General features: G+C 66.8%; 1 protein-coding gene. It reads right to left on the reverse strand.

Translation table 11 applies throughout. The features are described from left to right. Window positions 1–449, reverse strand: a 449-nt coding sequence (locus tag DW298_RS04680; protein ID WP_136041314.1) for a hypothetical protein, incomplete at its 3' end; no start/stop codon positions are given. Between the last annotated feature and the right edge of the window lie 132 nt (window positions 450–581).

The raw sequence follows: 581 nt of genomic DNA on the forward strand, positions 1-581 counted from the left end.
GAGAAGTCACCCTGCTTGCGCACGATCAAGTCGGTCGACTTCGACTCGCCCGATCCGAGTTCCATGCCGTCGAGCTCATAACCCGCATCCATGAGGTACTTCTGCACAGCGGCGCTTCGCTCGGCGTGCTGCTCCGGGTCCACTTCCGTCGATCTGGCAAGAGAGAACTTGTAAGAACCGTCCGGGCACCCCGCCCCCGAGGGCTCCATGCCGAACGAGCCGCCCGGAGCCTCCCACGGGCCGTCGAAGATCAGCGCCTGGGCGCCGTTCGTGACTTCGCGATAGTCGAGGTAGTGCTGCTTCGCCTGAGCCACCAGGTCATCGCCTGTGGGAGTCGCCCGTCCGTCGCCATCCGTGCATCCGGTGAGGGCGAGCGCCAACACCGCCGTCGCCGCAAGCGTCTGCCAGCGCCTCGCCATCCGCATCCCCTTGCCTGCGGCGCTCGCCACATTCAATCCCACGACTAGCCGTTGCCTACGATGTAGGCGACGTCACGGAACTCCGAAGAGGCCCGCGCACAGACGCTACGGCGTCGTGGTCGGCTTCGGCGTCGGGCCGAAGGCCGGCTCACCCGGCGTCAC

The sequence above is a fragment of the Microbacterium sp. A20 genome (genome assembly GCF_004794515.1).
Lineage (GTDB): Bacteria > Actinomycetota > Actinomycetes > Actinomycetales > Microbacteriaceae > Microbacterium.